This window comes from Octadecabacter antarcticus 307, assembly GCF_000155675.2.
GTDB classification, from domain to species: domain Bacteria; phylum Pseudomonadota; class Alphaproteobacteria; order Rhodobacterales; family Rhodobacteraceae; genus Octadecabacter; species Octadecabacter antarcticus.
In genome coordinates this window covers 980,472-1,004,614 of the sequence record NC_020911.1, presented here as the reverse complement: position 1 = coordinate 1,004,614, position 24,143 = coordinate 980,472, and the positions used below count along the sequence as shown (strand labels likewise).

The following is a 24,143-nucleotide window of genomic DNA, read 5'->3' as shown; positions in this document are numbered from 1 at the left end:
GCTAGGTTACAATTGGCCCGATCCGGGCTTTCGCGCGCGCACCACACGCTGGCCAATGGCGCCCAACCAATGCGGCGCAGGCCCGCGCGTTAGGTGCATTGGTTATTTCGTGACGCAACGGCACAATGTTCAGACGCTATTTAGCAACTACCTTGGCCGCATGAACGTATCAGACCCCTACCCCGACTTCACACGCAGCGAACGGATTGCCGATGGCGCCGTGCACATCGCGGGCATTGTCTTTGCCATCGTCGCAACCACCCTGCTGATTATCGCGGCAAGCGGCGACACCACCGTTGGAACTGTTGTCGCGCTGTCTATTTATGGAGCGGCGCTGATCGGGTCGTTCGTGGCTTCGGCGTGCTATCATTTCACCCCGTGGGAAGGCCCGCGTGCCGTGTTGCGCCGTATCGACCATGCTGCGATTTACCTTAAGATTGCAGGTACTTACACACCCCTTGTCGTGTTGATCGGGTCCGCGTTCGCCCATGGCATTTTGGGACTTGTCTGGGCGCTTGCCGCTGTCGGCGCGATTGCAAAACTGTTTTTCTGGTCCCGCCCCAACCGCTGGGGTGTTGGCCTGTACCTCGGGCTCGGCTGGCTCAGCGTCGCGCTCGTCTCCTCGCTGATCCCGCTGGTGTCTGGGGTGACGCTGGGCCTGATCGTGGCGGGCGGGTTGGTTTATTCATTGGGCGCAGTTGTGTTCAGCATTAACGGGCTGCGCTACCAGAACGCGATTTGGCACACCTTGGTGTTGGCCGCATCTGTGTGCTTTTGCGTTGCCATCGCCCTTGGCGTTTTGCCAGCCGCCTAATCACCGATCCACGCCACAATCGCGCACAGTCGGGCATTCCATAGCGAATGGGCTGAAAACCAGACCCTAAAGACCGGCAGCCGTCTGGCGCACGATCTGCACCCGTTCAGCATTGGCCGGATGGGTGCCAAGGAAACGATCACCCGGATCAGGGACACGAAAGAAAAAATCTGCACCGCGCACCGGATTAAAACCAGCACGGAATGCGATGATGGTGCCAAGGCGGTCCGCCTCAAGCTCAAATTCCTTGGAATAGCTGCGCGCACCAACGGCTGCACCCAATTCCTGCGCGGTGCGAATGGCCTCATTACCGCCACCGGTGACGCCTGCCAATTGACCAAACACAGCCGCGCCAAGCGTTGCGTTCCGGCGCTGCTGATCAAGATGGTTTTCGATGTGATGCGCGGCTTCATGGGCCATAACGAACGCCAATTCGTCGGTGTTTCGCGCATCCGCAATCAGGGCGAGCGTAAAAGCAATAATCGGCCGGCCCCGTTCATCGACGGTTTGAAACGCGTTGGCAGGTTGGCCTGTGCGATCATCAACCACAATCAGGAAATCACAATTAAATCCGCGCGGCCGGCTGCGGCATTCGCGTTCGGCCACGGGTTCCAGTCGGTTCACAACCTCAATAAACGCGCGTGCCATGGCCCGCTGTTCACGCGGTATTTCAGCAACTGGATTAGCCGATGACCCGGCTGTCGGCACCGCGACAGACGACTGTTGCCCTGCGGTCCGACCATTGGCGGTCTGACCATTGGAGTCCACCACAACATCACACCCCGCCAGCGCGAACGCGCTTCCGACCAGCATAGCGACCGCCAGTGTCTTGAATACCTGCATGTTGTGCGTTCCTTTGCTGCGACGCTTATCTGTCATTCTAGCAGGGAACCCCGTGCCTGCCAGTCCCCTCACGCAGTTGTAAGCGGCGAACGGCCCTTGACGCCTGCAAACCCGCACAGGCAGGGTGCAGATGACGCCAATAAAACAAAAGAGGGCCAGCCATGTTCACCATCGAACACGACTTTGATGCGACAGTGGTCACGCTGGTCGATGATGGCGACGTGCCGCTGCGCGAAGACGTGGTGATTTCCGCGTTTGAAGACTGTGTCACCTTGACCCAAGTCGATCCACGCACGGACCAGCCAGTGACCATCACGATGTCCATGGCACAACTGCGCGATGTATCCTTGGCGCTGGACCTGCCCGAAGGAGCTTATCAATTTAGCTCAGACACAGACGCCGAAAACGGGATTTAGGTATTTTAGAACCAAAGAAGCAAAAGGGTGCGCGATGACAACTGGATTTTTCTGGGACGAAAGGTGCTTTTGGCACGGTGGCGGCAATTACGCTGGCATGTTGCCCGTCGGCGGCTTGGTGCAGCCGATGGTCGGCGGTGGTTTGCCCGAAAGCCCTGAATCCAAACGGCGCCTGAAGAACCTCATGGACGTCACCGGACTGTCTGGCGAACTCGATTTGCGCAGCGCATCAGAGGCATCGCGGATCGACTTGTTGCGCGTGCATCCGGCGTCTTACCTCGACACCTTCAAGGCGGCATCTGATACTGGGGGCGGTGAACTCGGGCGGCGCACGCCCTTTGGCCCCGGTGGATACGAAATGGCAGCGCTGTCTGCGGGCCTTAGCATTGCAGCATTGCAAGCCGTGCTAAAAGGCGATGTCACCAACGCCTATGCCCTGTCGCGTCCACCCGGACATCACTGCTTGCCCGATTACCCTAACGGGTTCTGCCTGTTCGCCAACCTCGCGCTGGCCATTCAATCTGCCCGCGCGAACGATCTGACGCAGCGGGTTGTCGTGCTCGATTGGGATGTGCACCATGGCAACGGCACCGAAGCGATATTTTACGAAGACCCCGACGTGCTGACGATTTCCATGCACCAGGACCGCAACTACCCGATGGATACCGGCGACTTTACTGATCGCGGGCGCGGCAAGGGTGCAGGGTTCAACCTCAACATCCCACTGCCCCCCGGCACTGGTCACATCGGATACTTGTCAACGATGGAACAGATCGTGATCCCACAAATCCAAGCCTTCAAACCCGATGTCATCGTTATCGCCTGCGGCTATGACGCCGCCGCGATCGATCCGTTGGGCCGGATGCTGGCGACAGCTGAAACGTTTCAAATCATGACACAGCAGGTCAAATCCCTTGCCCAAGACCTCTGCAATGGCCGATTGATGATGGCCCATGAGGGCGGCTATTCTAAAGTATACGTGCCGTTCTGTGGCCACCACGTCATCGCGGAAATGGCGGGCAGTGACATCGTCGCACCCGACCCTTTTGGCGAGGTCTTCCCACTGCGCCAACCAAGTGCGGCGTTTGATCGTTTCTTGGATGGGCTGTTGGGGGACATGGCGGACGCGCTTTAGCATTAACCGATTTGGCGCGCCGTCCTGATTGTGTGCACCAAACGTCCGATATGGCGTGTCCGAACTGCCTGTATCCAGACAGTCCGGCCATTCCTGCTCCCAACTTTGTCAGTTCGGGTTCAAAGGCACGCATCTTCAAGGCGCCATTGCCGACGCTACTTCGTTCGCGCGGTGCCTTATCCCGCTGCCGCAGCGACCATCATCGCCAGTGCGTCCTCGATGATCTCCACCGACGGGTGTGCGTGGTCGAGACCCAACTTTTTGGCCTCATGGTCGATTTCTGGCACGCTGAGATAGACCACGCCGTCGGCGTCTTCCCAGATCAGCATTTCCAGCGGTAGCAGCAGACCCATAAGCTGGGATGCGGCGATGGCTGGCGTGCTAAACTGCGGATGACCGAAGATGACCTTGACCGTGGGACGCAGTTCCACGCCAATGCTTTCTGCGCCCTTCTGATGGTCGATGACCGCAAAAATGGTGGCATCCGCTGCTTCAGCTGCGGCCGTGAGGTTGGCCAAAGCCTGCTCAACGCTGACATTGGCGCGGGTCGTGACCACATCGGCCAACGAGGCTGAGGCGGCAAGCACACAACCGATGATGGCGGCAGCGAGTTTGGTGGGGGTCATCTTTCAGATCCTTAAACTATTGAACTACATGGTTAACACCGCCGAATTTTAACACAGCCAAACTTTGCAAGAAACAGAGCCCGCGATCACATCACCGCGATAAGTCTGCGTCGATCTATCGCTTGGCGAAAACGCGCTCATGCGGTCGTCTATTGCGCGATTGAAAGCCGCCAAGAGGTGCAGTTCACGTAGTGCAAACAGGTCATCAAGATCACCACGCACAACACGTTTGACTGAAATCGTTTTCATGCCTCGCTGTTATGTTGGAACACCTGAAAGGGTGTCGTGGTTGCTACAGTATCAATCCCATCACGCTATGGCAGGCGACGGGGACGCCGCAAATATCAGTCCTCATTTGTCGTCACCGCTGGCTTGCGCGCAGTGTCGCGCTCTGCAAAAATTCACCATGACATCGCAAACCCACGCCTTCGATGATTTGAAACCGTCGCGCGCGGATATTGAACGCATGTGCGATACGCAGCAGCCAACCACCCTTACAAACTGCGATCTAGACGGGTTGGATTTATCGGATCTAGACTTCACCGGTTGGTGTTTTGATCACTGCGGTTGCAAACGCACGTCTTTCAATGGCTCACAGCTGGATGGCACAAGTTTCAAGAGCTGCCGCGCTGCGGACGCGCGCTTTTTGGGCGCGGCCTTGCAAGAGAGCACGATTGACGGTGGGGATTTCAGCAACACAGATTTTCGCAACGCCCTGCTGGCGGACATCACGATACGCCATTGCAAGATGACAGGTGCTGACCTGACAGACGCGAAAACCGCCAACCTGGTTTTGCAGGACGTTCTATTGGTCTTCGCAATTCTCCCGAAGCTTTCGTTTCGCAAGATGACCCTGAGGCGCGTTAATTTCAGCGAGGCGGACCTGCGGTCATGTGACTTTCGCGATTCTATATTTGACGACTGCTCCCTCCGCGACGCAAATCTGGAAAACTGCATGTTTGAAAACGCCGATCTGCGCGGTGCTGATCTCAGCGGTGTTAGATTGCATGATGCGCGCCGCTTCAAAGGCGCTCTCATCTCTAAACGACAGGCGGCCGAATTGCTCGCTCAACTCGGCCTGCGGGTGTTCTAGCGCAGCACGGCACACCACCTATTCACCGCGCAATCACCCTATTCGTATGCCGCATCGACCATAAATTCGACCTTCAGTTCAGCTCGCGCCAGTTTGGCATTCACACAAGCGCGCGCCGGGGCGTGACCGGACGGAACCCATGCATTCCAGACCGCGTTCAACCCTGCAAAGTCATCCATATCTGCCAGCCAAACCGTGACCCGCAGCATCTTTTCGCGCGATGATCCGGCCTTGATCAGCAGCGCGTCGATCTTGTCCAGACAGGTCTGCACCTGAATTTCTATTGTGTTGCCTTCGGCCACTTGGCCCGTCAAATACGCCACGCCGTTGTGTTTGACGATTTTTGAGGAGCGTTCGCCCGTTTCAATGCGTTCGATCATTGTTTTTTCCTTTGATGTTCAACTGTATGTTCCCCCATGACCTAGCAGAGCGCGCGCCGAGGGACTATCTGTTTGCAACCTGATCAAGGATGCCCAATGCCCGTACCAAACCAAGCCGCCCTCGATTTTCTGCTGACCCGCCGGTCGCGCCCCGCCAAGACGCTGCGCGCACCCGTGCCGGACCGCGCGACGCTGGATATGCTGTTGAGCGCCGCCGCGCGCACGCCAGATCATGGCAAACTGGAACCTTGGCGGTTTATCGTGCTGGGCAAGCCTGCGTTGGCGCGGTTGGCGGGCATGATCCCGGACCGGGCAGCCGCGTTGAATATCGCGCCAGACAAGCTGGAAAAATCGATCTCACAATATCGCGACGCGGACCTTGCGATTGTGGTGGTCGACAGCCCCGTGGCGTCTGAAAAGGTGCCAAAGGTTGAACAGACCTATTCGGCGGGGGCTGTCTGTCTATCCTTGCTCAACGCGACCCTTGCGGCGGGTTGGGGGGGCAATTGGCTGTCCGGCTGGGCATCCCATGACCGTGTGTTTTGCGAAGACGGGCTCGGCCTTGCGCCCGATGAACGCATCGCGGGGCTGATCCATATCGGCACTGAAACCAACGCACCACCCGAACGCCCGCGTCCCGATCTGGCGCAGAAGGTAACGTGGCTTGACGCATGATATTTTCGGATTTCGCTAAGGCGCTTGGCCAAATCAACGACCGCGCATTCCGCCGCGTGCTTTTTCTTGGCCTTGGTCTAACGGTGGCCCTGCTGGTGGCAATCTACGCAGGCTTTTTGGCACTTATTGACGTGTTTGCTGCAGGCCCCATCACGCTGCCGATTATTGGGGAAGTCACATGGATCGGCAATCTGCTCGGCTGGGGCGGGCTTGGCGTCATCATCTTGATGTCGATCTTCCTGATGATCCCTGCCGCATCCGCCATCACGTCGTTCTTCCTCGAAGACGTGGCGGACGCTGTCGAAGCCAAACATTTCCCGCATCTGCCCCCCGCCCCTAAGGTGGCGTTCATGCAAGCACTGCGCGACACCATGATATTCTTTGGCGTGCTGGTCGGGGCAAATCTTTTGGCGTTCATCGCCTATGTCATGTTGCCATTTCTTGCCTTGCCGATCTTTTATGCCCTCAACGGGTTCCTGTTGGGCCGCGAATATTTCACCCTCGCCGCCACCCGCCACGAAGGCCGCATCGGCGCGCGGCAAATGCGTCGCAAACATCTGCCTGAGATTTGGGTCGCGGGTGTGTTGATGGCCCTGCCGCTGACAATTCCACTGATGAACTTGTTCATCCCAATTCTTGGGGCCGCGACGTTCACCCACCTCTATCACCGCTTGGCCCGCCAGACTGACTAAGCAGACTGGCTAGGCAGGCTGGCTGAATCCGCCTAGTCTGGGGCATATTTTGTCCTCGCGGAGCTGGTGTCATGCCCCCACACGGTAAACCCGAAGACCCCTTCGCGTTCCGCAAAGCCCATGAAATTCACGCCCTCGATGCGCATTTCGATCTGCGCAATGTGCCGCCACGCACGACTGACCGCCTGCTGCTGGCCTGCTGGAACATCGCCAATTTCGGGGCCCAAAACCGGAGCGACAACGCGCTCGACGTGCTGGGTGACATGAATGTGCCTGATATGACACTGAAACAGGCCAGCTACTGCGCCTTGATCGAATACGGCATGCAACCGCTGAAATAGGCATCTCGTGTCGGCGGGTCGAACCTGTCAGGCAAAAACACCTATGACCAAATGGCCTTCGCGCCGGGGCGTCTTCAGGACCGCATCATCGACTACGATGTGTTTGATTTCGACAATGCGGTGTTTGCTGGGCTTTGGGACAAGCTAGACGCGATCGCGGATCGTGACAAACGCGTCTCTGCGTTTCGCGAACATGTGAACTATCAGCTGTCGGACCATCGCCCGTTATGGGTTCAGTTGGACGTGTCCTGACTGACAGGCTGTTGAATGCTCGTTGGTGTGGCCATGCGATCAAACCAATCCAGATCGCGCACCGAAATCCAGCCCGACAAGATGACCACTGTCAACACGGCCCAGATCGGGAGTGCAAAATAGGTTGTGATCCGCGCCTTGCGCCCGACAACCTCCCCGGACGGCGCAGATTTATGCGTTCCAGGCACAACCTCACCAACGTCGCCTTGGGTTTCCAAGCGCAACGGCAGCACGACAAGAAACGTCATAAACCAGACGACGGCGAAAAGAACGATTGCAGATGTGATCGCCATTAGACTTGCTCCAATTCAATTAGGCAGCCGTTGAAATCTTTCGGGTGCAGAAACAGCACGGGCTTACCGTGGGCACCGATCTTCGGCTCACCATTGCCCAAAACGCGTGCGCCCTCGGCCAGCAGTTTTTCGCGTGCGGCAACAATGTCGTCGACCTCATAACAGATATGGTGAATGCCGCCCGACGGGTTCTTTTCCAAAAACCCCTTGATCGGGCTGTCGTCGCCCAGCGGGTACAAAAATTCGATCTTTGTATTGGGCAGATCGATGAAAACCACCGTCACGCCATGATCTGGTTCGTCCTGCGGCGCACCCACTGTGGCACCCAATGCGGACGCGTATTGCGCACAGGCGGCGTCAAGGTCCGGCACCGCGATAGCCACATGGTTCAAACGTCCAATCATTTTTCGCCCTCTGTATTACGCTGCACGCCTTATTCATTTCGCATTATCGGACATAGGGCCGCGACGCGCAACGGTCAGCATGTCGCGGGCAAATCGGCAACTCCCTAAAGACCGTACCATTAACCTTAGATTCACCGGTCTGAAGTCTACTGACACCAAACACCGCCAGTTGCGGCCAAATGGGGAAATCATCATGGATAGTTTGGACGATTTTATGCAGACCCACCCGCCAACGTCCGCCCGCCCGCTACTTGGCCTGACGGTATTGGTGGTCGAAGACAGCCGTTTCGCATCCGAGGCAATGCGCCTTTTGTGTTTGCGATCCGGTGCGCGGATCAGACGCGCCGACAGCCTGTTTCACGCAAATCGCCACCTTAAAATTTATCGCCCATCCGTTGTGATCATCGACATTGGCCTGCCCGACGGGTCCGGCGTCGATTTGATCCGCGATCTGACGGCTGGCAAATCGCGCGTCGAAGTGGTGCTTGGCACGTCCGGTGATCCTGACGGCGAAAACAAAGCCATCAAGGCGGGCGCGGATGGCTTTTTGGCCAAACCGCTGTCCAGTATCAGTTACTTCCAATCAAAAATCCTTGAACACCTGCCCGCAGATCGCCAGCCAAGTGGCGTGCGCGTTTTGTCCTATGATTCTGTTTTTCCAGACGAAGTTGCGCTGCGAGATGATCTGGAAGCCGCTGCAGTCGCGCTCGAAGACACGTCCGACCAACGCTCATTGCGCTATATGACGCAATTTTTGGGTGGCATCGCGCGCGGTGTCAACGATACCTCGCTCAGCAACGAAATAGACGCGTTGGCGCAACTGCAAGTCAACGGCCATGCGGTGCACAACCAAGTCGCCCGCATCGCAGCCATGGTGCAAGACCGCATCGCGCGAACGGCCATAATTTAAACCGCGTCTCTTTAATTTGGCTGTGCAGGATCATTGGCGATGCGGTGCGGCCCGGTCAAAGCGCGCAAAGATTGGCGCTGCCGACCCGCATCATCAAAGTTGTTTGGCGCGAGCCAGACTTCAAACGCGCGACGCATCGCGGGCCAGTCCTGATCACACATCGCCAACCATGCGGTGTCACGATTGCGGTTTTTGACAATCAAATGTTGCCGGAAAATCCCTTCCCAAGAAAACCCCAACCGCTGTGCGCTCTGGCGCGACGGCCGGTTCAGCGCGTTGCATTTCCATTCATAACGCCGATAGCCCAAAGCAAACGCTTCGTGCATCATCAAAAACATCGCCTCCGTCGCGGCGACGGTTCGCTGCAACACAGGCGCAAAATTAATATTGCCAACCTCGATCGTGCCCATCGCGGGCACAATATTGAGGTAATACGCATAGCCCACAACATCCCCGTCCGGCAGGCACACCGCATACCCCAGCCAATCCGCTCTGCTGGCGTATTGTGTCACAACTGCGATGAATTCGGCCTGATCCGCAGGCGGCTCCTCAAACAGATAATCCCACAGCGCGTTCTGCCCCGTCATCTGCGCCCAAAGGCCCGCGCCGTGGCGTGCAGGATCAATCTTCTCAAGCCGCACATGTGCGCCAATAAGTGTGCGGCCATCGGGAAATCTCGCCCCGCCAAAGTCAACAATCGGGCCAATCGGCCGTCTGGTCGTGTCCATTTAATACCCCCAAAAATACCCAAACACACCACAAGTCCGGCGGAATATTGCCCCAATTCAACGCCATTAGTCCCTTGGTAAGTTGATGAGTAGCATAAGGGAATGCGCACAATGGAACGCTTTGTTAAAAAATTTTGGACGGAAGAAGACGGCAACGCGACGCTTGACTGGATGGTCCTGACTGCTGGCGTCCTGCTTCTCGGCGCGGCTGTGATCGCGGCCGTCACCCTGCCCGCCTAATCAGCGACAATTTGGGGCCTTATAATAAAAGACCTGGGTTTGAACCAAGGTCGAGGCCGGGGAAGATCGCCTGTTCCAACACCAAACGGTCCAGTCCGATCAAGCCGCGCATGACCCATGCCGCGTGCGCGCGCACATCGCGCGTCGGCAGCAGGTCACGCCCGTCATATAGATCGCCCTCGCCCAGCCCCGGCCAATCGCCAATGATCTGCCCGCCGCGCAGCGCACCACCCGCATACAGCATCGCGCCACCTGTGCCATGATCCGTGCCTTTGCTGCCATTTTCGCGTGCAGTGCGGCCAAATTCCGTCAGACACAGCACCGCAGTTTTGTCCCAAACCGGCCCCAAACCCGCACGCAGCGTCAGGATTGTATCTGTCAAAGCGTCCGCGCCGCGCCGCAAAGCATTTCCCTGCCGCGCGTGGGTGTCCCAGCCGTTGATCGAAAACGACGCGATCCGCGTATCGCCCCGCAACCGCGACGCCGCAAATTCCGCAATCTTCACGTGTTCACCATTGCGCTGCACGGTTTCCATCATCGGATTGGCGGCCATCATCGCGTCTGTTTCATCCGCAAGTTCACCCTGCATTGCAATTTGTTCTGCAATTTCAATGGCAGCGGCAGATGCATCCCGAAACAGCGGATCGTCGTGATGCACCACATTCAACAACGCCCGCGCGTTCGACGAAATCGACAGCTGCGCATCCGGTGACCAGCGCGACGCCGGTGCGTCACCCGTTAATACCAACATCTGTTCGCGACCAATGGCAAACGCCACCTCGGGCTCCAGCCCCGGCACGACCTGCAACATACGGTTCAGCCAACCATCGCGCAGCCCGCCCCCCGTCAAATCCGGCAGGCCCGCCTCCAGAATATCCTGCCCGTCAAAATGACTGCGTTTGTCGCGATAGGGCGTGGACACGGCATGAACCGCACCAAATTCACCAGCCTCCCAAAGCGGGCGCAGCGGTGCGAAATACGGGTGCAGCGCGTAGAATCCATCCAAATCGGTGGCCCCACCTGCCTCGCCCGTTAATAACGTCGGGCGCAATCCGGCCAATGCCGCGTCGCCGTAGGGCTGGATCACGTCCAAACCGTCCATCGCACCACGCAAGATTATGACAACCAACCGCGTGTCCCACGGTGCTGCGGCCATGGCGACCGGGGTGATCAACGGCGACGCTGCGCCAGAACACCCAAGTGCGGCACCACTCATCAGGAAACGTCTACGATCCATTGCTCATCTCCTCTGGAACGCGGCGGACGCCAGCACAATACCGATCCCGTCGCTCACAGTTTCGGCGGCATTGGCGGCAAACAGCACGGATTCCGGCGGGGTCGGGCCCAGCGCGGAATACACAAATTCGCGCGGGTCTGGCAGGTCATCCAGCATTTCCTGCGGCACCTGCATTGACCAGGTAATGCGCCCCGCCATGCCCTGCGGCGTAATCCAGTTTTCATCGTCTTCCGGCCAACCATCCGGCCCCACAGGGTTTTGCCAGTTTTGACCCATCAAACTTAACGGACGCAGGACCCAACGGCGCACCTGTTGCAATGAGGCGTCTAAAATTTCAGTCCGCGACACAGCAAGTGCCCGCATAGAAGATGCAATAAATTCAAACGGTTGCTTTACCTTTTTTGCGACAGGCGACCACGCAGCCGCGTCCTGTAATAACGCCTCATACATCGCAAAAAGTGTGCCATCCGTTGCCAAATATCGCGCGGCCATGGCATCAACCAATGACATTTCAGGGTCCGGTCCAATAAATTGCACCGCCAGCTTTTGTGCCAGATGGCGGGCGGTATCGGGGTGCATCGCAAGATTGCGCAGCGCCGCATTCACATGATCAAGGGATTCTTCGGTCCCGCCGTATGTGATGCCCAAAACCGTTTCGGACCCGGGTTCGGCCTGCCGGGATTCAAAATATCCGCCCCGTCGCCCACTGGCTGTGACACCTGTCAAAAGTTCCGCAAACTGGCGCACATCAATTTGCGTGTAATCCCCACCAACACCAAGCGTATGCAGTTCCAACACTTCGCGCGCCAAATTCTCGTTCAAGCCACCATCGCGGCGCAACGCCAACGGGCTGTTAGGCCCCATAGATCGATTCTGATTGAGGTAGACAATCATCATCGGGCTGCCCACCACCGCCACCAACATATCAGAAAACCGCCCCGCCACATGCGGGCGGATCGCTTCTTCGACATAAGGCGTCACCAGATGGCGCCGGCTTCCTGACGTTGATCGAACCGTGAAATGATCCGCCCAAAACAACGCCAGACGTTCGCGAAAACCGTCGCTGGTATACATCGCCCGCGCAAGATTGGCCGACATGTGCTTGCCCACCGCTGCGCGGCCCTCTGCACGCATGTCGGATCGGGCTTCTAACGCGGCCTCCTCCGCGTCCGTGCCACGCGCCGCGTTCAGGGCCCGGGTCGCATTTCTTAAATCCAAGGGCGACGGGTAAACCGTTGAAAACGTCGGAATCGGAATTGCCACACCGATGTCATCGCGACCCGCCAACCGCGTCAGCATATCATCCACCGACGCGGGCGGCGCGATGGTCGGTGACAGGCCCATCCCAAAACGGATCGCAGCAATTGTCGGATCAAATGGCACGTCGAAAGCTCCGTTTGTCATTTAGCTTAAGTATATAGGTATGATCCGCCTTTGCGCCGATTTTTTACACGTCGGAAAAAAAACCGCGCACATTTAGTGCCCGACCGCCAAAAGGCTCAGCAATGCAAAACGGGCGGAGTGACCCCCGCCCGTTTCAAATCGTATCGTCGTCAAATTAATCGTCTTTAGATCAATCGTCAGCCGGAATAACCCGCAAACGCAATTCGCGCATCTGTTCGTTCTGCGGCTCAGACGGGGCCGACATCATCAAATCCTCAGCGCGTTGGTTCATCGGGAACATGATGACATCGCGCAGGTTGTCCGCGTCCGCCAAAAGCATCACGATGCGGTCCACGCCCGCCGCACATCCACCGTGGGGCGGTGCGCCGTATTGAAATGCGTTGACCATGCCGCCAAAGCGTTTTTCGACCTCGTCTTTACCAAAGCCCGCAATTTCGAACGCCTTGAACATGATCTCTGGGCGGTGGTTCCGGATCGCACCCGACACCAATTCATAGCCGTTACACGCAAGGTCATACTGGTAGCCCAAAACGTCCTCAGGCTTGCCATCCAACGCCGCCATTCCGCCCTGAGGCATGGAAAACGGGTTGTGTTCAAAGTCGATCTTGCCAGTTTCGGCGTCGCGTTCGTAGATCGGAAAATCGACGATCCACGCGAATGCAAAACGGTTCAAGTCGGTCAGACCAAGTTCATCGCCGATGACCGCCCGCGCCTTACCAGCAACCGCTTCAAACGTTTTCGGCTTACCACCAAGGAAGAACGCCGCATCACCTACCGTCAGACCCAACTGCTGACGGATCGCTTCCGTGCGCTCTGGTCCGATGTTCTTGGCCAGCGGGCCAGCGGCCTCGTCACCTAGGGTGATCTCACCTGACTTGATCAGTGCGTTAACGTCTTTCACCGATATCCCGCGTTCCTGCGCAATGGAATCCGCCGACTGCTTGCGCCAGAAGATATAGCCCATCCCAGGCAAGCCTTCTTTTTGTGCAAACACGTTCATGCGGTCACAGAATTTACGCCCGCCGCCCGTTGGTGCCGGAATAGCGCGCACTTCGGTGCCGTCTTGTTCCAACAATTTCGCGAAAATCGCAAAGCCGGAATCGCGGAAATGTTCGGACACGACCTGCATTTTGATCGGGTTGCGCAAGTCGGGCTTGTCACTGCCATACCAAAGCGCGGCATCGCGGTACGAAATCTGCTCCCACGTTTGGTCCACGTTGCGACCGTTGCCGAATTCCTCGAAAATTCCGGTGATGACGGGCTGGATCGTGTCGAACACGTCTTGTTGTTCAACGAACGACATCTCTAGGTCCAACTGGTAGAAATCTGTCGGGGATCGGTCCGCACGCGGGTCTTCGTCCCTGAAACACGGCGCAATCTGGAAATATTTGTCATAACCGCTGACCATGATCAGCTGTTTGAACTGCTGCGGCGCTTGCGGCAGGGCGTAGAATTTACCGGGGTGCAGGCGCGACGGGATCAAGAAATCACGCGCACCTTCGGGGCTGGACGACGTGATGATTGGCGTCTGGAATTCGCGGAACCCCTTGTCCCACATCCGCTTGCGCATGGACGACACAACATCGCTGCGCAGCTTCATGTTTTTCTGCATCTTTTCGCGGCGCAGGTCCAGATAGCGGTACTTCAAACGGGTTTCTTCCGGATATTCCTGATCGCCAAACACCATCAACGGCAATTCGGCGGCAGCACCCAAGACTTCGATGTCGCGAATGAACACCTCAATCGCGCCCGTGGACAGCTTGTCGTTCACCAAGCTCGCATCGCGGGCCTTAACTTCGCCATCGATGCGGATACACCATTCGTTGCGCACCTTTTCGATGTCGCCAAACACTGGGCTGTCGGGGTCAGCCATGACCTGCGTGATGCCGTAATGGTCGCGCAAATCAATGAACAACAATCCACCATGGTCGCGCACGCGGTGCACCCAACCGGACAGACGAACGGTGTCGCCCACGTTATCCTTGTTCAAATCGGCGCAAGTGTGGCTGCGATAGGCGTGCATATCAGCTGGTCCTTCAGGGCAAAGATAATTGCCCCCAAACACCGCGCAGCGCAGCGAAAGTCAAGTCTCGGGGGCGAGTTTGCCACGCCAATAAGCAATGTGGCGGCGTCACGCGACACATTTGCCGCTGCCACCGATGTTCCACCCACCATATATTTTACAATGCGGACAAATGCGCGCCAAGAAAACCGCGTATCGGTTTACGTCACGAACACCCAACAAAAGGCAAACGCGGGCGTCTGGGTGGCCACATACATCTGGCCCACCCACCCCGCGCCGCAACAGGGCTTGCACGTGCCGCCTGATCGTCCCGATCGACCCATTCCCCCTTGCACTTGACCGCCCCACGCATATAACCCCGATAATTTGCACATAGGGGGGCACTGCCATGCCAAAGCGTACCGATATTAAGTCGATTATGATCATCGGCGCGGGCCCCATTGTTATCGGCCAAGCTTGCGAATTCGACTACTCCGGCGCGCAAGCGTGCAAGGCCCTGCGCGAAGAAGGCTACCGCGTCGTGCTGGTCAATTCGAACCCTGCGACGATCATGACCGATCCAGACATGGCCGATGCCACCTATATCGAACCGATCACCCCCGCTGTGGTCGCCAAAATCATGCTCAAAGAACGCCCCGATGCGTTACTGCCCACCATGGGCGGGCAAACCGGCCTGAACACGTCGCTTGCCTTGGATGAAATGACGATCTCGCAGTTGTTCACGGGCGCAGATTTTGACGCGGTGATTGCGGAATTTGGCGCAGATGCGGCGGGCAAATCGATCCTTGAACTGCTTGGCATAGAAATGATTGGCGCAAAGCGCAAAGCGATTGAAATGGCCGAAGACCGTCAGCGGTTTCGCGAAGCCATGGATCGCCTTGGCATCGAAAACCCCAAAGCCACCATCGTCACCGCCCCCACCAAAGACAAAAACGCACCGCGCGTGAATGACAAATTCGACATCCCTGCGGGCATCGCCATCGCGCTCGCAGCGCTTGACGACATCGGCCTGCCCGCCATCATACGCCCCGCCTTTACCATGGGCGGCACCGGCGGCGGTGTGGCCTATAACCGGGCGGAATTCGAACACTTCTGCCGGACAGGAATGGAAGCGTCGCCAGTGGCGCAGATCCTCGTGGATCAATCCCTGCTAGGTTGGAAAGAATTCGAAATGGAGGTCGTGCGCGACACCGCCGACAACGCCATCATCGTTTGTGCCATCGAAAACGTCGATCCGATGGGCGTGCATACCGGCGATAGCATCACCGTTGCCCCCGCTCTGACGTTGACCGACAAAGAATACCAATTGATGCGCACCCATTCGATCAACGTGTTGCGCGAAATCGGCGTCGAAACCGGTGGCTCGAACGTGCAATGGGCCGTGAACCCCGCCGACGGGCGCATGGTCGTCATCGAAATGAACCCGCGCGTGTCGCGGTCTTCCGCGCTGGCATCAAAGGCCACAGGTTTTCCGATCGCCAAGATCGCCGCGAAACTCGCCGTTGGATTTACGCTCGATGAACTCGACAATGACATCACCGGCACCACGCCCGCATCGTTTGAACCCAGCATTGACTACGTCGTCACCAAAATCCCACGCTTTGCGTTTGAAAAATTCCCCGGCTCCGAACCCTACCTGACCACAGCGATGAAATCGGTGGGTGAGGCGATGGCCATTGGCCGCACGTTCCACGAATCCATGCAAAAGGCGCTGGCGTCGATGGAAACTGGCCTGACAGGGTTTGACGACATCGAAATTGAGGGTGCGACAGACCCGGTTTCTGGCGTCGCCGCGATCACCAAGGCGCTGGCCAAACAGACCCCAGACCGCATCCGCGTCATCGCGCAGGCCATGCGCCACGGGCTGTCTGACGTCGACATCAACGCCGTCACCTCGTTTGATCCATGGTTCCTTGCGCGGATCCGCGAAATCATCGACGCCGAAGCGGTGGTCAAAAAGAACGGCCTTCCCACCGACGAACACGGGCTGCGCCAACTCAAAATGCTCGGCTTCACCGACGCCCGCCTCGCGACCCTGTCGGGCCGCCATGAAGACAACGTGCGACGCGCGCGCATTAACCTAGGCGTCGTCGCCGCCTTCAAACGCATCGACACCTGTGCGGCCGAATTCGAAGCCCAGACACCCTACATGTATTCCACCTACGAAGCCCCGATGATGGGCGAAGTCGAATGCGAAGCCCGCCCGTCGGACCGCAAAAAGGTCGTGATCCTTGGCGGTGGCCCGAACCGCATCGGCCAAGGCATCGAATTTGACTACTGCTGCTGCCACGCCTGCTATGCGCTCACCGATCAGGGCTACGAAACCATCATGATCAACTGCAACCCCGAAACCGTGTCAACCGACTACGACACCTCGGATAGGTTGTATTTTGAACCGCTGACATTCGAACACGTCATGGAAATCCTGCGCGTGGAACAATCCAACGGCACCCTGCACGGCGTTATCGTGCAGTTCGGCGGCCAGACCCCGCTCAAGATCGCACAAGCCCTGCAAGACGAAGGCATCCCGATCCTCGGCACCTCCCCCGACAGCATTGATTGGGCCGAAGACCGCGAACGCTTTCAGGCGCTGGTCAACGATCTTGGCCTGAAACAACCGCACAACGGCATCGCCTCAACAGATGAACAAGCCCTTGAAATTGCAGACGACATCGGCTTCCCCCTCGTGATCCGTCCATCCTACGTGCTGGGTGGCCGCGCGATGGAAATCGTGCGCGACATGGGCCAGTTGAAACGCTACATCACATCGGCTGTGGTGGTCAGCGGCGACAGCCCTGTCCTCCTCGACAGCTACCTGTCCGGCGCGATCGAAGTCGACGTTGACTGCCTGTCAGACGGGGAAAACACCCACGTCGCCGGCATCATGCAGCACATCGAAGAAGCCGGCGTGCATTCCGGCGATTCAGCCTGCTCCCTGCCGCCCCACACCCTGTCCGATGAAATAATCGCGGAAATCACCCGCCAAACCAACGCGCTGGCCCTCGCCCTCAAGGTCATTGGGTTGATGAACGTGCAGTTCGCCGTCAAAGCCAATGACCAAGGCGTTGAAGAAGTCTTCCTAATCGAGGTGAACCCCCGCGCCAGCCGCACAGTGCCGTTTGTGGCCAAAGCCACCGACAGCGCCATCGCCTCAATCGCCGCGCGCCTGATGGCTGGTGAACCGCTGTCAAACTTCCCGCACCGCGCGCCCTACGCGGCCGCCGAAAACCCGATGGACATCATGCCGCTCGGCAACCCGTTCACGCTGGCCGATCCGAAAACCCCGTGGTTTTCCGTCAAAGAGGCCGTTCTGCCCTTCAACCGCTTCCCCGGCGTCGACACGATCTTGGGCCCTGAAATGCGCTCAACCGGCGAAGTCATGGGCTGGGCGCGCTCATTCGATCGCGCCTTCCTCAAGGCGCAAATGGGCGCGGGCGTCGATTTGCCCACAAAAGGACGCGTGTTCTTTTCCATCAAAGACAGCGACAAGACCCCGCAGTTGCTTGAGACCGCACAGATCGTCACCGGCCTTGGTATGACCATCTGCGCCACCAAAGGCACCGCCGACTGGCTGGCGACGCAAGGCATCACAACCGAACTGGTCAACAAAGTCTACGAGGGCGGACGCACCGTCGCCGACTTGCTCAAAGACGGTGAAATCGCGCTGGTCTTCAATTCAACCGAAGGCACAGCGGCGGTAGAAGACAGCCGCTCCATCCGCGCCGTCGCCCTAAACGACCGCATCCCGTATTACACAACCCTAAGCGGCTCCCACGCCGCCGCCCTCGCTATGAAGGCAAAAGTTGAAGGCGACGTTAAAGTGCGCGCGTTGCAGGGATAGTTATCCACAGGTCTATCATCAAGTTCTTACTTTGAGGGGAGAATTTCACGGTGAGCCCCCACATTTAGTCAAATTATGCCTCAAAATCACTATATCATGCGTCAAAGAGTACACACTTTGTAAAATTTTCTATTGACGGGCTGCCTAAAAACGTCGTTTATAATACTATCAGTGGTATTGCGTCTAAAATTATGCGCAAATAATTGACTGCTCCCCCACATTAGGTATGTTAATAAAGACGGCTGGAAACAGGCGACGCCGCCAATGGGTGCAACCATGGCGACGTCTGCTCCGGCTCCACTTCTTCCTCGAGGGTCGTAGTGGGTATCGGTAAGCACCTGTCTTGAATCAGACAGCTTCGAGCAAGTCAAGCAAGGCCCTCACCAACAACTAAAGAGGGCCAACAATGGCTAATTATTACGTAAACAAAAATTCGCAAAGCAACGGCGATCATGAAGTTCATACGACCGGATGTTCATGGTTGCCTGAACCCCATAACCGCACCCTTTTAGGAAACTACTCGTCTTGCGATCCGGCAGTGACCAAATCGAAAATTCACTACACTCAAGTCAACGGTTGCTTCTACTGCTGCAAACCTTGCCATACCCAGTAGGAGGATTCGAAAATGGCAACTAATCTTCCCACCGGCGACGGTCAGCGCAAAGGCATGGTCCGCAAACGCTCTCAAACTCAGGCGCCAAATGGCAACTGGGTTAAGCGCGACGCAGACTCTGGCCGCTTCATGAACCAAAAAACTTCAAGCAAAACTCCTTTCAAAGGCGTGCGCAAAGAAAAGTAAAAACGGATGGGGCGGCTTCACCGCCCCGTCCTGTCCTTCGGCCCATCAAGCGGATCAGTCGACCAGCTGGGTTGCGTGTCCTTTGACATCTGCTTTTGCGGCCCGACCGCGCCGGTGGGCGACGCTTTGTCTGGGCTAGCCACCCTATCGGCTGTCTTCTTCACCTGCCCCCGCGTCTCATCAGCCAGCGCGTTGTACTTCGCATTATGGGCTTCGGCGTCGCCCCAGTCCGGCCTTGCACGAGCGCTTGCCAGCACTTCTTCGGGGCGCAGAATGTAGTCCATCGTGTCCGGCCCCTCGACCAGTTTCGCCAGCCGGAAATGCATATACGCCCGCAGCACGCGGTTGATGCGCGCCTGATACCCCGCGCCCATCGCGCGGAAATACTTCACCACATCCGCGTCCAGCCGGATCGTCACCCGCGTGCGTTTTGGGTCGCGCCGGTCCTCGTCTTTCCAGATCTCGTCCCATTCCAGCGGCAGCGCACGATATTCGTGCAGATAGCCCATCAACTCATTTTCCATCATCCGGATCGCATCGACGCCAAAGCCCCAGTGCTTGCGTTCCGTCGCGGTCATTTTCTTCGGTTCAATTTTGCGCATGGGTTGCTCCACTTCGAACACCATCTTCTGCTCAAAATCTTAACCATCCCCTGCCCGACCGTGCGCATCCGTTGCCATACGCGTGGTGCACAAGTGGTGTACGCTGTGTGTCCCTTGCAATTTCGCCCCCGATGGCCGCATAAATATAAACCAATAGGGGCCAGGTATGTACAGCGCAGCCATAACGGGATCAGGGGTTTTCACCCCCGAACACAGTATCACAAACGATGAATTGGTGGTGGCATTTAACGCCCATGCGGATCTGTTTAACACGAAAAATGCAGATGCGATTGCGGCAGGAACGATTGCCGCAAAACCCCATTCATCAAGCGAATTTATCTTCGCCGCCTCAGGGATTGAACGCCGCTACGTTTTTGATAAAGCTGGCATTCTTGACCCCGCGCGGCTGTTTCCCAAGATGCCGGATCGTGACGATAGTGAACCCAGCCTGATGGCAGAAATGGCCGTGGACGCCGCGTTGCAGGCTATGGCACAGGCCGGCAAATCCGCCGACGATATTGACGCCGTTATTTGTGCCGCATCCAACCACGAACGCGCCTATCCCGCCATTGCCGTGGAAATTCAAAACCTGCTCGAAATCGACGGCTTCGCGTTTGACATGAACGTCGCCTGTTCCAGCGCCACGTTCGGCATTCAAATGGCCACAGACATGATAAAATCCGGCAGCATTACAAGCGCCTTGGTCGTCTGCCCCGAAATCTGCTCGGCCCATCTGGAATGGCGTGACCGCGACTGCCATTTCATCTTTGGCGACGTCGCAACTGCCGTGTTGATCGAACGTGATGAAGACCTGCAAGGCGCGTATTTCAAGATCAAATCCACCAAGCTGGCGACCCAGTTTTCCAACAATATCCGCAATAATAATGGTTTTCTGCGCCGCACACGCGATCAAATGGACGACCGCCGCGATATGCAATTCATGCAAAACGGACGCAAAGTTTTCAAAGAAGTCCTGCCATTGGTCAGCAAACACATCGCTGAGCATTTGGACAAAGAGGGCCTGCAAGCCGCTGATCTGAAACGCCTTTGGTTGCACCAAGCCAACAAGGCAATGAACGATTATATCGGCAAAAAGGTCTTAGGGCGCGACCCGCAGGCCGGTGAGCAACCCAATATTCTGCAAGACTACGCCAACACATCCTCGGCAGGATCGATCATCGCGTTTGCGAAATATTCATCTGACATGGTTAAAGGTGATGTCGGTATCATCTGCTCCTTCGGGGCAGGCTACTCCGTTGGCTCCGTCATTCTGGAACGCGCATGAGGTTGCACATGAAACTGACACTCGCCCTTTTAGCCCTGACCGTCCTTTCGGCATGCGGCGTGCCGTTCGTCCCCTTCGTCTGACATCCCGTTCAGGTGTCAAAGAACTCCTTGATTAATACAGCAAGGGCGCCTGCAAATGCCGTTTCAATGGCGCCAGCAATCACTTTGGCCACAGTTGCATCGAAATTACCAATGAATTTCATATAGACCACGCCATAAAGCGCGAGAAACACAGCCACCACGACCACGATCATCGCCGTTGCAGATTGCCAGCTGATCCCACGCCGATCACCGCGCCCGTCCACTTTGGCGAGCCAGGTGAAAGCCGAAATGAAATAGGCCGCCGTAACAGGCGTCACAATCATGAACAGATCAAGCAGGGTTTCTTCGTACCGGATCAACATCAGAGTGATCAAAAAACCCAGCAACAACAGATGCAGCAGCACCGATATCAAGGCCAAATTGCGCGAAAACTCGGCGCGTGATCGGGTTAAACCTGCCATATTATCAATTCCTTATAAGGTATTTCGCAGTTATCGACATTTTCTCTCATCGCTGGAAATATGTTCCATAACGTAGGTGACATCATCGTCTGTATCGTCATCCACCAAAATATCTTGCAGGTCTTCGGGCAAACAACCGAATGTACGCATCAGGTCGGACGCGAGGTCCTCACCAAGGTTCCGGTCCTCGTTTAACCGCTCGACCACCTCCTCAGTGTCATACACGCTCGCCCCTTCAAGAAGGTCGTAATAGTCGTGCAGGCATCCAACAGTATAGACATAAATGCTCACAACATATGGAAAATCCCACGCAAAAGTTTGCGCGGCGCCATGCACAGCTTGTAGCGCGATGCGACCCATCGACAGACATTGTCTGGCATACATGGCCCGGTCGCCGGGTGTTTCGTCCCCGTCTATCGACGCCTTCGCAGCGAGTATTTACAGCACCTCGGCGGAACTTTGAACTGCCCCATTGGGCATGACGTCCATCACCCGCCCCAAACGGCCAAGCGCATAATCGTGGATCGGTGTCTTGCCACGCACCAGAAATGTGCGGTTTTGCAACGACATCGCGCTTGTCAGAAAATCTATATAGCCCGCCCGCAGACTGACCCTGAGCGCATTTTCTGAGTTCTCGGACAATAGAAAAATGTTCTCTAACTCGCGCAGAACCCAGTTCTTATTTTCATCCGAAAGCTTTTCAAAACTCTGAAACATTCGGCTGATCAGTGCTTCGAACTGGTCATGCTCGCGATCATCGAAATCCAGATCAAGGGCAATGATTTCCGTAAGATAGGAAATGCGCGCAGGCAGATACAGCCCATCGTTCAGCATCCGATTCAGGCTTTCGAACCCGTCCAGATGGCGCATCATGAGGGCATTGGCCTTGCGGGCAGATATCCTGATCCGAAGCTCGTACCAGGCGTTGTTGCACCTAAGCGACCCAACGGAAATTTCAGTCATGCCATTGGATTGGACCTGCGCGCCGCTTTCGTCGAAGACAAGGAACGTTAACCCAATGGTCGCGCCCTGGCCCCGATCAAGATGTTCCAAAGCGATATCAAACCGCGGCCTGTCCCCGTTAAAGACTCGAGGTTGTGTTTCGAGCAGTTCGACGTCGCGCCCGTCTTGGATGAACAAATAGAATTCCGTGCGCTCGACCGAGGTACTTAAGTTTTGGGGAAGCACCCGAATCCTCAACCTGCAATCGTCGGCACGTCCCATGTTGGGAAGGCCGATTATGCCCGCCAGAGCGAGAAATATCCAAACGAGAAACCGCATTGAAAATGATTCCGTTCAAGTCCAAGTCGTCAAACATAATGATGCTAGCGTAATCTTTTTCGTTGAAATTGCAAACGCTAGGGTTGTGCTGGACTGAAAGGTGTCGCCGCGGTCCTAACTGGAAACCCGCTTGTGAACGTCTTCAAGCGATTCGACCCGTTCAGAATAGCGATCGACGAGCATGTCTTTGCGGCCACGCGTCATCACCGTGAATCGCGCGAGTTCCTCCATCACGTCAACGATCCGGTTGTAGAGCGGTGACGGTTTCATCCGCCCAGCCTCAAATTCTTTCCATGCCATCGGCACCGAAGACTGGTTCGGGATCGTCACCATGCGCATCCAGCGCCCCAGAATCCGCATCTGGTTAACCGCGTTAAACGACTGCGACCCGCCAGAAACCTGCATCACGGCCAGCGTTTTCCCCTGCGTCGGACGGGCCCCGCCAATGGGCGACAGCGGTAGCCAATCGATCTGGGCTTTCATAATTCCCGTCATCGCGCCGTGACGTTCGGGCGACGACCAGACCATGCCTTCGCACCACAATGCCAACGCGCGCAGCTCTGCCACCTTGGGATGATCGATGGGGGCATCATCAGGCAAGGGTAGCCCGCTTGGATTAAACATCTTGGTTTCACACCCCAGCGTGCGCAGCACCCGCGCGCCCTCTTCGGCCGTTGCGCGTGAATAGCTGCAGTCGCGCACAGAGCCATAAAGAAGCAGTATCCGCGGTGGATGGTCCGGTTCATTCGGTCCCACCAAAGCATTAATATCCAGTGGCTTCAGGGCACTGGATACTAAATTAGGCATGTCTGAGGGATCACCCACAGTCATTTTTCATCTTCAAGATGTAGCTTCATATCGATCAGAACTTTCTGCAATTCAACCGTTTCGCGCAACAGCCGCTTGGCTTCATTGTTGGTTATGACGCCATCCTCAATCGATATCTGATATTCACCCATCAGCATCGCGAACCGCTGACTCAGGGAGATCACGTCAGAATTGATCCCACCGTGGGAGTTCTTGTGCGAGTTGGTCTTGTCGAGGGTGTCGCCATGCAGTTCCGCCAAAGCGGATGTGACGTGCGGGTAGCTCGCCGCTGCTTCAAGTCGGGCCACAGCTTCCACGGACATGAATCTGTCCGCGTGTTCCTCTGAGTCAGAATAATATCGACCCAAGGTCGCTTTGGATTTACCCGTCAGTTGACACGCGGCTTCAATCCCAACGTCTTTCACTAAGGCTTCTGTATGTTTCTTTAGATAGCTGCCGATGCCCGCCATTTGTATCGTCCCTATTTTGGTGGTGAGGGGAATGACCCCAATCTTTT

The 24,143-nt window shown here is 56.7% G+C and carries 29 protein-coding genes; 13 read left to right on the top strand and 16 right to left on the bottom strand.

Annotated elements, in window-relative coordinates:
- The first annotated feature begins 160 nt into the window (after positions 1-160).
- Positions 161-814, top strand: coding sequence for a PAQR family membrane homeostasis protein TrhA (gene trhA / locus OAN307_RS05145; RefSeq protein WP_044044479.1), 654 nt, complete (start codon positions 161-163; stop codon positions 812-814).
- A 66-nt stretch (positions 815-880) separates the two neighbouring features.
- Here trhA and OAN307_RS05140 read toward each other — a convergent pair whose 3' ends face one another.
- Positions 881-1,657 carry a M48 family metallopeptidase gene (locus OAN307_RS05140; RefSeq protein ID WP_015498770.1) on the bottom strand — a complete coding sequence of 259 codons (777 nt, stop codon included), beginning with the start codon at positions 1,655-1,657 and terminating at the stop codon, positions 881-883.
- A 161-nt stretch (positions 1,658-1,818) separates the two neighbouring features.
- Here OAN307_RS05140 and OAN307_RS05135 point away from each other — a divergent pair, with 161 nt between their 5' ends.
- Together OAN307_RS05135 and OAN307_RS05130 are read left to right on the top strand one after the other, a co-directional pair.
- Positions 1,819-2,073 carry a hypothetical protein gene (locus OAN307_RS05135; RefSeq protein ID WP_015498769.1) on the top strand — a complete coding sequence of 85 codons (255 nt, stop codon included), beginning with the start codon at positions 1,819-1,821 and terminating at the stop codon, positions 2,071-2,073.
- Positions 2,074-2,107: 34 nt separating this feature from the next.
- Entirely contained in the window at positions 2,108-3,208 is a 1,101-nt protein-coding gene (locus tag OAN307_RS05130; protein WP_015498768.1) for a class II histone deacetylase, read from the top strand.
- A 176-nt stretch (positions 3,209-3,384) separates the two neighbouring features.
- Here the strand turns inward: OAN307_RS05130 and OAN307_RS05125 are convergent, their stop codons facing one another.
- Positions 3,385-3,834: a DUF302 domain-containing protein gene (locus tag OAN307_RS05125; protein ID WP_015498767.1), complete on the bottom strand. Its 450-nt coding sequence runs from the start codon at positions 3,832-3,834 to the stop codon at positions 3,385-3,387.
- 48 nt (positions 3,835-3,882) lie between these two features.
- A complete protein-coding gene (locus tag OAN307_RS05120) occupies positions 3,883-4,083 on the bottom strand; it encodes a hypothetical protein (protein WP_044043233.1) in 201 nt (66 codons plus the stop codon).
- A 157-nt stretch (positions 4,084-4,240) separates the two neighbouring features.
- Between OAN307_RS05120 and OAN307_RS05115 the strand changes: the two genes are divergently transcribed.
- Positions 4,241-4,927 (top strand): pentapeptide repeat-containing protein, encoded by a 687-nt coding sequence (locus OAN307_RS05115; RefSeq protein ID WP_015498766.1) that lies wholly within the window; start codon positions 4,241-4,243, stop codon positions 4,925-4,927.
- Between the two features lie 38 nt (positions 4,928-4,965).
- On the opposite strand, the gene OAN307_RS05110 is transcribed toward OAN307_RS05115, so the two are convergent.
- Positions 4,966-5,307: a RidA family protein gene (locus tag OAN307_RS05110; RefSeq protein WP_015498765.1), complete on the bottom strand. Its 342-nt coding sequence runs from the start codon at positions 5,305-5,307 to the stop codon at positions 4,966-4,968.
- A 96-nt stretch (positions 5,308-5,403) separates the two neighbouring features.
- On the opposite strand from OAN307_RS05110, the gene OAN307_RS05105 reads away from it, so the two are divergent.
- From OAN307_RS05105 to OAN307_RS05090, 4 genes are all read left to right on the top strand, one after another.
- Positions 5,404-5,982 carry a nitroreductase family protein gene (locus OAN307_RS05105; protein WP_015498764.1) on the top strand — a complete coding sequence of 193 codons (579 nt, stop codon included), beginning with the start codon at positions 5,404-5,406 and terminating at the stop codon, positions 5,980-5,982.
- Positions 5,979-6,674: an EI24 domain-containing protein gene (locus tag OAN307_RS05100; protein ID WP_015498763.1), complete on the top strand. Its 696-nt coding sequence runs from the start codon at positions 5,979-5,981 to the stop codon at positions 6,672-6,674. Before OAN307_RS05105 ends, OAN307_RS05100 begins: the two co-directional genes overlap by 4 nt.
- 71 nt (positions 6,675-6,745) lie before the next feature.
- Positions 6,746-7,015 (top strand): hypothetical protein, encoded by a 270-nt coding sequence (locus OAN307_RS05095; RefSeq protein ID WP_015498762.1) that lies wholly within the window; start codon positions 6,746-6,748, stop codon positions 7,013-7,015.
- 51 nt (positions 7,016-7,066) lie between these two features.
- The gene (locus tag OAN307_RS05090; protein ID WP_015498761.1) at positions 7,067-7,267 is read left to right on the top strand and encodes a hypothetical protein; all 201 of its coding nucleotides are present in this window, start codon (positions 7,067-7,069) and stop codon (positions 7,265-7,267) included.
- On the opposite strand, the gene OAN307_RS05085 is transcribed toward OAN307_RS05090, so the two are convergent.
- Both OAN307_RS05085 and mce read right to left on the bottom strand, forming a co-directional pair.
- A complete protein-coding gene (locus OAN307_RS05085; RefSeq protein ID WP_015498760.1) occupies positions 7,249-7,560 on the bottom strand; it encodes a DUF1467 family protein in 312 nt (103 codons plus the stop codon). The two genes, OAN307_RS05090 and OAN307_RS05085, sit on opposite strands and share 19 nt — an antisense overlap.
- Positions 7,560-7,964, bottom strand: a complete 405-nt coding sequence (gene mce, locus OAN307_RS05080; RefSeq protein WP_015498759.1) for a methylmalonyl-CoA epimerase — start codon at positions 7,962-7,964, stop codon at positions 7,560-7,562. Before mce ends, OAN307_RS05085 begins: the two co-directional genes overlap by 1 nt.
- 193 nt (positions 7,965-8,157) lie before the next feature.
- Between mce and OAN307_RS05075 the strand changes: the two genes are divergently transcribed.
- Entirely contained in the window at positions 8,158-8,874 is a 717-nt protein-coding gene (locus OAN307_RS05075) for a response regulator (RefSeq protein ID WP_015498758.1), read from the top strand.
- A gap of 11 nt (positions 8,875-8,885) precedes the next feature.
- Here OAN307_RS05075 and OAN307_RS05070 read toward each other — a convergent pair whose 3' ends face one another.
- Positions 8,886-9,602, bottom strand: a complete 717-nt coding sequence (locus OAN307_RS05070; RefSeq protein ID WP_015498757.1) for a GNAT family N-acetyltransferase — start codon at positions 9,600-9,602, stop codon at positions 8,886-8,888.
- Positions 9,603-9,713: 111 nt separating this feature from the next.
- Between OAN307_RS05070 and OAN307_RS30645 the strand changes: the two genes are divergently transcribed.
- Entirely contained in the window at positions 9,714-9,842 is a 129-nt protein-coding gene (locus OAN307_RS30645) for a hypothetical protein (RefSeq protein WP_275450636.1), read from the top strand.
- A gap of 19 nt (positions 9,843-9,861) precedes the next feature.
- On the opposite strand, the gene OAN307_RS05065 is transcribed toward OAN307_RS30645, so the two are convergent.
- From OAN307_RS05065 to aspS, 3 genes are all read right to left on the bottom strand, one after another.
- Positions 9,862-11,079, bottom strand: coding sequence for a DUF1501 domain-containing protein (locus OAN307_RS05065; RefSeq protein ID WP_015498756.1), 1,218 nt, complete (start codon positions 11,077-11,079; stop codon positions 9,862-9,864).
- 3 nt (positions 11,080-11,082) lie between these two features.
- Positions 11,083-12,483, bottom strand: coding sequence for a DUF1800 domain-containing protein (locus OAN307_RS05060; protein WP_015498755.1), 1,401 nt, complete (start codon positions 12,481-12,483; stop codon positions 11,083-11,085).
- 169 nt (positions 12,484-12,652) lie between these two features.
- On the bottom strand, positions 12,653-14,506 hold the full coding sequence (aspS, locus tag OAN307_RS05055) for an aspartate--tRNA ligase (RefSeq protein ID WP_015498754.1): 1,854 nt from the start codon (positions 14,504-14,506) through the stop codon (positions 12,653-12,655).
- A 388-nt stretch (positions 14,507-14,894) separates the two neighbouring features.
- On the opposite strand from aspS, the gene carB reads away from it, so the two are divergent.
- Together carB and OAN307_RS28795 are read left to right on the top strand one after the other, a co-directional pair.
- On the top strand, positions 14,895-18,347 hold the full coding sequence (gene carB / locus OAN307_RS05045; protein WP_015498753.1) for a carbamoyl-phosphate synthase large subunit: 3,453 nt from the start codon (positions 14,895-14,897) through the stop codon (positions 18,345-18,347).
- A 625-nt stretch (positions 18,348-18,972) separates the two neighbouring features.
- A complete protein-coding gene (locus OAN307_RS28795) occupies positions 18,973-19,146 on the top strand; it encodes a hypothetical protein (protein ID WP_015498752.1) in 174 nt (57 codons plus the stop codon).
- A 17-nt stretch (positions 19,147-19,163) separates the two neighbouring features.
- Here OAN307_RS28795 and OAN307_RS05040 read toward each other — a convergent pair whose 3' ends face one another.
- Complete coding sequence (locus tag OAN307_RS05040) at positions 19,164-19,748, bottom strand: BrnA antitoxin family protein (RefSeq protein ID WP_217564382.1); 585 nt, start codon at positions 19,746-19,748, stop codon at positions 19,164-19,166.
- 166 nt (positions 19,749-19,914) lie between these two features.
- Here OAN307_RS05040 and OAN307_RS05035 point away from each other — a divergent pair, with 166 nt between their 5' ends.
- A complete protein-coding gene (locus OAN307_RS05035; protein WP_015498750.1) occupies positions 19,915-21,033 on the top strand; it encodes a beta-ketoacyl-ACP synthase III in 1,119 nt (372 codons plus the stop codon).
- 91 nt (positions 21,034-21,124) lie between these two features.
- On the opposite strand, the gene OAN307_RS05030 is transcribed toward OAN307_RS05035, so the two are convergent.
- From OAN307_RS05030 to OAN307_RS05010, 5 genes are all read right to left on the bottom strand, one after another.
- Positions 21,125-21,538 carry a hypothetical protein gene (locus tag OAN307_RS05030; RefSeq protein WP_015498749.1) on the bottom strand — a complete coding sequence of 138 codons (414 nt, stop codon included), beginning with the start codon at positions 21,536-21,538 and terminating at the stop codon, positions 21,125-21,127.
- Between the two features lie 30 nt (positions 21,539-21,568).
- The gene (locus OAN307_RS05025; protein WP_015498748.1) at positions 21,569-21,922 is read right to left on the bottom strand and encodes a hypothetical protein; all 354 of its coding nucleotides are present in this window, start codon (positions 21,920-21,922) and stop codon (positions 21,569-21,571) included.
- Between the two features lie 54 nt (positions 21,923-21,976).
- Positions 21,977-22,819 (bottom strand): hypothetical protein, encoded by an 843-nt coding sequence (locus OAN307_RS05020; protein ID WP_015498747.1) that lies wholly within the window; start codon positions 22,817-22,819, stop codon positions 21,977-21,979.
- A gap of 114 nt (positions 22,820-22,933) precedes the next feature.
- Complete coding sequence (gene arsH, locus OAN307_RS05015) at positions 22,934-23,650, bottom strand: arsenical resistance protein ArsH (protein ID WP_015498746.1); 717 nt, start codon at positions 23,648-23,650, stop codon at positions 22,934-22,936.
- Positions 23,647-24,096 (bottom strand): hypothetical protein, encoded by a 450-nt coding sequence (locus OAN307_RS05010; protein ID WP_044043228.1) that lies wholly within the window; start codon positions 24,094-24,096, stop codon positions 23,647-23,649. The genes arsH and OAN307_RS05010 overlap by 4 nt, the downstream gene beginning before the upstream one ends.
- Positions 24,097-24,143 lie beyond the last annotated feature (47 nt).